Source organism: Pectobacterium fontis, assembly GCF_000803215.1.
In the GTDB taxonomy this organism is placed as follows: Bacteria; Pseudomonadota; Gammaproteobacteria; order Enterobacterales; family Enterobacteriaceae; genus Pectobacterium; species Pectobacterium fontis.
In genome coordinates, this window is the sequence record NZ_JSXC01000059.1 from 1 (window position 1) to 8,675 (window position 8,675).

Consider the following 8,675-nt stretch of genomic DNA (forward strand, 5'->3'; position numbering starts at 1 on the left):
ATCAAGTCTGAGCTAATACAAATTATTACCTAAGAAATCTACAGTGTTAAGGTCAATTCCGCTTTCAATAATTAATCTAACATTGTATTTTTCATTTTCAAAAAACAATAAACTTCTATTATCATTGTCTAATTGTTTTAAATCAGCTTTATATAACAAGAGAAGTGTGAACTCATATATCGCTTTACAATAAAATATAGGGGTTTTCCCATGCTTATCCTTTTGATTAATGTTAAATCCTCTTTCTATTAACATGTGAAGATCTTCTTCATTCCATGTGAAATCTTTGAAAATCAAATTCTGTCCCAACTCATCCAACTTGGATGGGTCGCTATAACTTCTTATCATTTCCGAAAAAACATCTTTTATTGATTTAATTTTTCTATTCATTTCGACGTCCAGACTATTTTATTTTTCTATAATATATAGTTTTTTGGAAGTCAATGTCGGTGTTGATTTTTTTTAAAATTAGAAAGGGATTTATCTTCTTTTATTGAATTGGTTTTTTCTTTTATCTTATTGAAGTCTATTTCTTCTTTTTCAATAAAAAGGAAATCACTTTCTTTTTTATTAATTATTTTATTATTGCTATTTCCTTTAATTAAATTAGTGTAGTATTTTTCTATACACTCTGGGTTAAACTTATAGTCGTTAATTTCAATATTTTCAATTTCCATTTTAAAAAGGGCGCAGTCGATTTCTTTACATTGACGTTCTTTCGTAAATAACTTAATTGTTTCTTTTATGATATTAGCATCCTTAATTTTATCAAGTAAATCTTTGCAATCAATTTTATTTTCTTTAATAAATGGATATATGGTTTTAATTATTTCCGCTGCTTTTTTATGTAAATTGTTAACAGAAAGAAGATATTCTATATAAATTATCATTAAGCTAAGTGCTAATTCTAAAGTTGGGGCATGTCCTATACAAATGCCATAAGAATCAGTAATATAATAGATTGCTTCACCGTTTGAATCATCAGTTTTTGAGATTGTTAAAACGTAACCAAACATATATATTTCCTGCTTATAATTTTAAAGTTGGGTTGGAATGGTTTTTTAAATATAGCAGAGGTGTATGAAAAAAGATGAATATATTTTCAGTCAATGTGGGGATTGTTATTATATTAATTAATATTTCTTATATCATGATCATGATCATGATAATCATTATGTTGTTTTATTATCAATTAAAACATGTTCTCGCTAATGGTAAGGTAATATCGATAGTGGGAAATATTAACTATGGGAATTATAACCATTAGCTATTGTCAGTGTGGTATCAAAAATTAGTTGCTTCTCTCTTCAATATTGTGCTCATTTCGTCGGAAAGACGCTGATGTTTCAAATTAGATATTTAATAGATATGGTGTCTACTGCTTACTTATTCATCCTATGGTATAAAAATAATTTTTAACTAATTGATAAAAATTATTTATTTTAAATTTTTTGGCCTGATGTCATTTTTTCTGTGTTGGTGTGTTGGTGTGTTGGTGTGTTGGTGTGTTGGTGATACCCACTCTGTTCCAAAAGCACCACTCATCTAATGCACTGTATTTATCTACATTGGATGAATACACAGTCCGATTTTAGGCAGTAAAATGCGTTTTGAGCATGATAGCTACAACCCTTAGATTAGCCATGTCATGATGGGAAAATCGAACATGAGTGGTTTTGAGGGGCTTAGGATGGATTGAACAAAAAAAAAGCTGGCAATGTTGAATGCGATGCATGGTATAATCATAGTTCTGGGATCATAGAGATCTCAGAAAAACAAAGGCAGCTATCAGAATACTTAGTTCCTAGGCCAAGGTCTGATAGCTGCCCCTCATTCCAGTTCGCAAACTGAAAACGACCTGGTTGAATGCGTATAACTTACGATTTACCAAGCCGCGTGTTCATTATGTAGGATGTTCGGGGCTTTTTTCTAGGTTTTTTTACGCATATCACATCAGTTCTTCTTTTTGTAGTCTGGGTTTATATCTCTTATTTATGAGTAACAGACTGATGTTTCGAAGAAATGTAGAAATTTTAGATCTCTTGATCTGCATAAAATGTGAGGTGCCGTATGCGTAAGGTTACTGATGACTATTCCCCGGAAATAGCCCGACATAAGCTTGATCTGCGTTTTCAAGATAATGAGCCTATGTCAGAACTGATTCGCGGTATGAAAAGGACTGATTTATGTGCTCTGGCCGCGTTATGCGATGGTAAGACGCTAACAACGTCAGGATATAACATTGATGCAGACTATTCGGTTAATCGGGCATCTGCTGTAGCACATTCTCTGAAGCAATACCTGCTACCAATATCAGCTAAGTCCCTCCCTGCAAAAGCTGATGTAGGTGGGATTTCTCATCAATCTGCATTCTTTATAACGAAGGAAGATTTGAGTCGCTTAGAGAAGGACACTGAATCTGTCTTTGAAGTATGCCGTAAGTCTCTGCTTGTGCAAAAGGAAAGCAGCGCACAAAAAGAGATGAAGCGTCTTTATAAGGAATTTGGTGAGGAGGGGGTATTAAATCTCCTTCGTTCTGTAGCTAATGACTCCTCGCCTGACAATCAAGCTGGATAATCCATAATAGGTGGGGCTGCGGCCCCATTTTCGTTAGGTCACATATATGTAGTGGCAAGTAAATTTATTACTACGTTTAATCAAAATAGATTGCAATAGTTTCACGTTATTGTGTTGATAAGCATTCATTCCAAATCATAGCCTCGATACAGCTAGTTCAACCTTTCCCAAAGTAGGTCAACATCTTTTTTACTGTGGCTGTCTAGCCTCGCTGACGCTGTAGAAAAACACCTTGCACTGATCCATGACTTGTCCACCTGTATGTAACATGTCATCAACTGGATACGAGTTAAATCAAAATAAACTAAGTTGATATTATTACCTTGCTATCATTCTTTTTGCTAAAATTATTGGGTTAGTTATTTTTTTAGCTCTCAGGTGGATCTTTTTCGATAGTAGGGCTATATCGTATAAGCAGTATTTTAAAAATCATTAGCATAAAAATATTCTATGTCTGTAGTTTTTTTAATTGTTATTAATTAGGCAGGACAGCAATGTTTATAAAAACTATAGGAAAAACAAACCATTCTGAATGGGGGATGAGAAATAGTTTGTATTGGATGTCTGCTTACCCAAGGTGGCAACTGAGGGCAGATGACAACGACTGGATCGTCTCTTTTGAGTCCTTTGACGACACCACCAAGTTTGAATCCGAATGATTTTTCATTCACACCAACCTCTTTCGCATGAACCCTAGATGTCTATCACTGCATTCTCTCAGCGATTTAGCTGGTTAATTATAAATATTAGAGAGCAAATTCAATGAAGATTAAGCTATCAATATATAAAGCAAAGAAAAATAGTGACAGTATTGATCAGGTGTTAAATCTGGAAAGAGTGAAATCTTCCATTGAGTTTGAGAATGAAAAAGCACGAATGTATCTATATGCTAAAGAATATGTTGAGCCACAAGTGCCTGAGTGGGCAACTTTGTTTATAAGTGCTAACTCAGAGTTAAGTTATAATTTTTTTGGAAAAAATAGCAATACTGGTGCTGTCCTTGTTGTGGAGCTTAATGACGAAAGATACCTCATTCCATTTGGAACTGGTCATCATCTAATTAATGATAATTATATAGTTAAAGGCTTTGGTCTTAAAACAACTCTTAACTGCATTGAACATAAAAAAATACGTAGTATTGATAAAGGAAATCATAATGAGACAAACCTCCTTACTCGAAACCAGAGCAGCAAAGAAGTTGATATTTATAATTTAAAGATTGATTCGGAATTAGATATATTAACCACTTTAACAGGAACCTCTACGGAAGAAGTATTAGGTAATAAAATAACGGGAAGAGATGCTTTTGTCATAACACCGGATATTGTTTTGAATAGCATTCCAGATTTATTGGAAAAAATCAGCGGCATATATAACCTTCCCCTTCCTGAAGAGTTCGAATGGGTAAACAATATACAAGAAGCAGATGAGTCAGAAATTGAAATACTTGACTTATTACTTATAGATTTAATTAAAGCGAAAGATTTTTCTGACATTTGGCTTGGGGAGCCTGAAATTGTTGATTGGGAAAGTCAGATAGGTTATTGCTTCGAGAGACGGCAACGTAGCATAATTTACGAAAGCTTATCTATGAACCATGTTTGTGATTTCTTCGAAGAGAAAGACATAGAAACCACAATTGATAACCTAAAAGACAAAAACATACACATATTAGATGCTGATTATCAATCAATAAAGAAATGGTCAATCTATAGATGTCTTTATGCTGAGATAAAAAATGGCGATCAAAACTATATCCTGAGAGATTCAATTTGGTACGTGGCTGACCGGAAATTTCTGTCAACTATAGACGATGAAATAAGTAAAATTTTACCTTATGAAAATGCTGATAAATTTCCTATTTATTCTTTTAAAAGAGAAGAGGATTATAATAGCAATATATGCGGGCTTGATGTCTCCTTTACCTATATGGATCAAAAATTTATACATCATGGCAGTGGGAAAAGTAAGATTGAGTTTTGTGATTTAATCCGAGGAAGTAACGATTTCATACACGTAAAATATTATAATGGTTCTCAAAGTATGAGCCATTTGTTCTCTCAGGGATTTATTAGCTCAGAACTTTTTATAAGTGATTCTGAGTTCAGAGAAAAACTTAATGATAAACTCCCTGTTAATTTAAAACTAAAAGATCACATATTGAGACCAGATGCAAGAAATTATAAAATAATTTTTGCAATAGCAACTAATAAAAATATACCTAATGAACTCCCACTGTTTTCAAAGATAAATCTTAAGAATTTTTATAAATCTATTTCTAACTTTGGTTATGAGGTTAGAATATGTAAAATACCCGTGGATGACTTAATATATAAGAAGAAATCTTATAGGCCAAAAAATAATTAATGAGGTTGTTTAATTGATAAATAAATTCTGATCGTTAATATAGATACTAACGATCAGTTGTGAATAAAATTTTCTTTTAAAGCTATAGTCTCAGAGCGATATATTATGAATACAGTCGAATAAAATATCTATACAGCTTCTTCCGCATGAACATCCTGATACAGCCAGTCGAGTCTTTCCCAGAGGATGAACGTCAGGATCTCTTTGACCTGCGGCTGTTTGGTTTCGATAACAGCGTAGATCAATGCTCTGCACTGGTCGATGATCTCTTCTTGTTCTAACGGAGTGTTATCGAACATAACGCACCTCTGTAGCTTGCCAGAACAGATAAAAATAACGCTTACTCGATTGCTTAAAGTGCTGATCTTCCAGAAGCGAATTGCTAGACTTGCTGTTAGCCATATCGTTAACCTCTTAACGCTGTGGTTAGCCCCTGTCTGGTAGGCCAATACCTTTCAGGGGCGAAACTGGTGATGAGTGTAATGTTCTTTCGTGATAGTGTACGTACCTATAAAATCCAGCATAGTTAAAAAGGTACGTACATGTCAACGATAAAACGTGATACGAAGAAATCTTCGTCAACAGGTAAATCACCGACTTTCCAGATACGCATCTCGCCTGAGCTACGTGAACAGCTAGATGAAGTTGTGGCGAAAGAAGGTATCAGCCTCGGCAACTGGTTCAAAGAGCTTGCCCGTCAGGAGTTGAGAAAGCAGGGGATTGAGCCGAAGGGGTAAGGTTTAGCTAGTGCAGAACAAACAACTAAAGGTTGGTGACCACAATGTTCTCTAACGTCAAGGATGCGAAATATGGACAATTATCTAAATAGAAATAGTGTTAATAATCAATACTTTTTAGCTATGGCTCAGACCGCTGCGTTTGACCTAATGAAAACTGCCAGAATTGTATCATCCCGCCATATTCACGATCTCTTTCTTAAAGCAAAATTTGAGGATGAGATCCGGAAGTTTTCGAATGGAAATCTGGAAGTTGTTAGAAATGCCAGTAGTTCATCTGAATGTCAGACCGCTATTAATAATATCAGGGAGGAATGTGCCAATATTGAAAACCAAGGGACAATGCTTTCTCTTGAGAAAGCCAAAGTATTTATTACCATCAATATGGAGAAAAGAGAGAAGGAGATCGGTTATACAATAAATGCAATCGGTGTTATTTTGAACGGTGCTCAGGTCTTTTCTGGATTCGGTGTTATTGCTGGTTCGACAACTTATATCGGTAAACTTGCCGGTGCCCATATTGTTCTTAGTAGTGCAAGCGCATCTCTGGAGAGTTTTTTACATCTTATTGGGCGTGATGATGAAATTGGATTTATGAAATCTGGTTATATGCATGCTGCTGAATTCTTAGGTTTTGATAAAAAAGCAGGCTTGCTGGCTTATCATTCAGTCGATCTTGTTACCTCATTCTATGGTATTGTTAAATTAACACTTAAACCTGATGCCTGGCGGCTTTTTAGATATATTCCAAGTGATTATTATAGAAAAATAAATACAATGAGTAGAGCATCACTGATGTTGAAGATGATCGGGGCTGGAAACAAAATACGGATAATGTCTGATATATATAAAGATGATTCTCTTTAATTTAATGGGCTAATCTCAGCCCGTTTTATCTTTTCCCTTTAGATAGGAATATGATTTATATGCTAAGTTCATTGGTGCAAGGTAATATACAGGTAAGAGAAAAAATATCGTTAGAGTAAAATGAATTAATATTTCAACCCAATCTTCGGAAATATTAAAAACGGCGTTAATGATAAATGAAGCAATAAGTATTATTGATATAAAACACCCATTGTAAAATGTCTTTTTTAAAGAATGTGTTAACATCAATAATGTTTCTTCACTATTTTCACTACGTGAAACAATACCCCTCATTTTGGTAATGTCGTTTTGTGTGAACCCATTTTCTAGTAGTTCTTTTTCCATGTCTTGATCATTCATTGTTTCTTTTCCCCGATTTTCCCTTATAGCTTTTGATAGGGCGTAGAGACATTTTAACACTATCGCCCATCAGTTCTGTATTTAGTAAGTCGAATCAGTCCATAAAAGGAAAGAACTGGTTCTTGCTACCACATGCTCCCATTCGATTGATGCAAATTTGAACGAAATACTTTCCTGTGGCTGAGTTTCATTATGTGTCAATGAGTTAGGATAGAAAAACTGAATGTCGTTGATAATGGCGTCTCTCAGCACCATTTTAAAATAGAGTTCATTACCACCCGATTGAGAGGTTCTGTAAAACAGGAATTCACAGGTTAGTTTTTCGTTATCACCTAATGCCTGGGCAATAAGTGGGGTGGCTTTATCTATTGGCTTTCTTATTTCTACGGGATTGAGAGCAACATTATCCTGTCGAGTTATTCTATTCATTAACTCATAAACAAAAATTTCATCTTCATGAGCGATCTGATATTTGTTGCCAATCGAGTCTGCACTTGAACAACCCGCAGAGATCAGGCCTTGTTTAATGCCAGTGAGTTTCAGATAGATCAAATTTGCCATTATTTATTCCTTAATGTTATCCATAATCGCCCATAAATCCTTTTTCCTTATGGGAGTGTAATTTCTGCATTTTTTAGTCAACGAGTCAATAGCGGTTATCGGGCAATGTGTATGATTTTAAATGATTGTTACTACAATAATTATTGCATTAATTATTTGTGCGAAAATGGTTTTTGGTGGGAAAGGAAAACGAAAATGTAGCCCATCTATATTGAACCGTGTTGCCAAAAAAGCCCCAACGACCATGAAGGGGCTAAAAGGGCAGTGGTTATTGCTTCCTGTTGGCAAACTCAAACGGGCTAACTACTCCATTGCGGTTTGCATCCAGAAAATCAGCCCACCATTGCAGCATCAGTTTACGCTGGTCAAGATGACTGACTTTATGGGTATAAGCAGATCTAACGGTGTTTTTCTCTTTATGGCTCATTTGAAGCTCAACCGTGTCTTCCGACCATAATCCCGATTCCGTCAATGCACTACAGGCTAACGTGCGAAAGCCATGCCCACACAGATCGGTTTTGGTGTCATATCCCATACGCTGAAGGGCTTTATTGATAGTGCCTGAACTCATCGCAGAATCACTGTCGTAAAACCCGGTGAAAATAAACCCGTCACCCGCTTTTTCACCATAAGTGATCTGTTTAACCTCTTTCAAGATCTCAACTGCCTGCCTGCATAGTGGGACAAAATGTTTTCTCTTCATTTTGGCACCACGACCTGAGTGTTTTACCCCTTTAACTTCCTTGCGTTGTTCAGGGATAACCCAGAGAGATTTTTTGAAGTCGATTTCACTCCATCGGGCAAAACGTAACTCACTTGACCTGACAAAAACCAATAATGTGAGTTTGATCGCTAATTCTGTTAAAAGACCCCGACCACGGTAGTTGTCGAGTTTTTGTAAGAGATCGGGAATTTCATAGATTTCGATAGAAGGGCGGTGTGCTGTCTCACCTTTTTCGATAGTGCCTTGCAAATCATAAGCAGGGTTATAACTGATGATTTTCTGCTGGACGGCGTATCGCATGATGGAGGTTGTATACTGCTTCAGCCGCATGGCGATGTCGAGATAGCCTAATTTCTCAACTTTTCTGAGGGGGATGAGTAAATCGCTGGTATCAAGCTCTGATACATCACGATTTCCCAGATCTGGCAGAAGGTAGTTTTCAATGCGTCTCCAGACCTTAACTGTATTAGCTCAGACTTGAT

At 35.6% G+C, this 8,675-nt stretch carries 9 protein-coding genes and 1 pseudogene; 4 read left to right on the forward strand and 6 right to left on the reverse strand.

Translation table 11 applies throughout. From position 1 onward, the window contains the following. Positions 1-12 precede the first annotated feature (12 nt). Positions 13-390 (reverse strand): ankyrin repeat domain-containing protein, encoded by a 378-nt coding sequence (locus tag OI69_RS17760; protein WP_039353612.1) that lies wholly within the window; start codon positions 388-390, stop codon positions 13-15. 50 nt (positions 391-440) lie between these two features. Further along, a complete protein-coding gene (locus OI69_RS17765; protein ID WP_039353615.1) occupies positions 441-1,016 on the reverse strand; it encodes a hypothetical protein in 576 nt (191 codons plus the stop codon). A 1,054-nt stretch (positions 1,017-2,070) separates the two neighbouring features. Here OI69_RS17765 and OI69_RS17770 point away from each other — a divergent pair. Then, a complete protein-coding gene (locus OI69_RS17770) occupies positions 2,071-2,577 on the forward strand; it encodes a hypothetical protein (protein WP_039353618.1) in 507 nt (168 codons plus the stop codon). Between the two features lie 762 nt (positions 2,578-3,339). Next, positions 3,340-4,944: a TIGR04141 family sporadically distributed protein gene (locus tag OI69_RS17775; protein WP_039353621.1), complete on the forward strand. Its 1,605-nt coding sequence runs from the start codon at positions 3,340-3,342 to the stop codon at positions 4,942-4,944. 128 nt (positions 4,945-5,072) lie between these two features. On the opposite strand, the gene OI69_RS20095 is transcribed toward OI69_RS17775, so the two are convergent. Beyond that, positions 5,073-5,243 (reverse strand): hypothetical protein, encoded by a 171-nt coding sequence (locus tag OI69_RS20095; RefSeq protein WP_165587505.1) that lies wholly within the window; start codon positions 5,241-5,243, stop codon positions 5,073-5,075. Positions 5,244-5,486: 243 nt separating this feature from the next. On the opposite strand from OI69_RS20095, the gene OI69_RS17780 reads away from it, so the two are divergent. Together OI69_RS17780 and OI69_RS17785 are read left to right on the forward strand one after the other, a co-directional pair. Beyond that, entirely contained in the window at positions 5,487-5,681 is a 195-nt protein-coding gene (locus OI69_RS17780; RefSeq protein WP_039353623.1) for a hypothetical protein, read from the forward strand. Between the two features lie 72 nt (positions 5,682-5,753). Next, the gene (locus OI69_RS17785; RefSeq protein WP_039353626.1) at positions 5,754-6,548 is read left to right on the forward strand and encodes a DUF4225 domain-containing protein; all 795 of its coding nucleotides are present in this window, start codon (positions 5,754-5,756) and stop codon (positions 6,546-6,548) included. A 15-nt stretch (positions 6,549-6,563) separates the two neighbouring features. On the opposite strand, the gene OI69_RS17790 is transcribed toward OI69_RS17785, so the two are convergent. The 3 genes and pseudogenes from OI69_RS17790 to OI69_RS17800 form a co-directional block, all read right to left on the reverse strand. Then, positions 6,564-6,908, reverse strand: a complete 345-nt coding sequence (locus tag OI69_RS17790) for a hypothetical protein (protein ID WP_039353628.1) — start codon at positions 6,906-6,908, stop codon at positions 6,564-6,566. Positions 6,909-6,989: 81 nt separating this feature from the next. Further along, positions 6,990-7,469, reverse strand: a complete 480-nt coding sequence (locus OI69_RS17795) for an Hcp family type VI secretion system effector (RefSeq protein WP_039353631.1) — start codon at positions 7,467-7,469, stop codon at positions 6,990-6,992. Positions 7,470-7,737: 268 nt separating this feature from the next. After that, positions 7,738-8,649: pseudogene (locus OI69_RS17800) on the reverse strand (tyrosine-type recombinase/integrase); the annotation flags it as partial. Positions 8,650-8,675: the final 26 nt, after the last annotated feature.

Bases quoted from the DNA above. Each gene is read 5' to 3' on its own strand.
- OI69_RS17760 (WP_039353612.1), bottom strand. From the start codon at position 390: ATGAATAGAAAAATTAAATCAATAAAAGATGTTTTTTCGGAAATGATA.
- OI69_RS17765 (WP_039353615.1), bottom strand. From the start codon at position 1,016: ATGTTTGGTTACGTTTTAACAATCTCAAAAACTGATGATTCAAACGGT.
- OI69_RS17770 (WP_039353618.1), top strand. From the start codon at position 2,071: ATGCGTAAGGTTACTGATGACTATTCCCCGGAAATAGCCCGACATAAG.
- OI69_RS17775 (WP_039353621.1), top strand. From the start codon at position 3,340: ATGAAGATTAAGCTATCAATATATAAAGCAAAGAAAAATAGTGACAGT.
- OI69_RS20095 (WP_165587505.1), bottom strand. From the start codon at position 5,243: ATGTTCGATAACACTCCGTTAGAACAAGAAGAGATCATCGACCAGTGC.
- OI69_RS17780 (WP_039353623.1), top strand. From the start codon at position 5,487: ATGTCAACGATAAAACGTGATACGAAGAAATCTTCGTCAACAGGTAAA.
- OI69_RS17785 (WP_039353626.1), top strand. From the start codon at position 5,754: ATGGACAATTATCTAAATAGAAATAGTGTTAATAATCAATACTTTTTA.
- OI69_RS17790 (WP_039353628.1), bottom strand. From the start codon at position 6,908: ATGAATGATCAAGACATGGAAAAAGAACTACTAGAAAATGGGTTCACA.
- OI69_RS17795 (WP_039353631.1), bottom strand. From the start codon at position 7,469: ATGGCAAATTTGATCTATCTGAAACTCACTGGCATTAAACAAGGCCTG.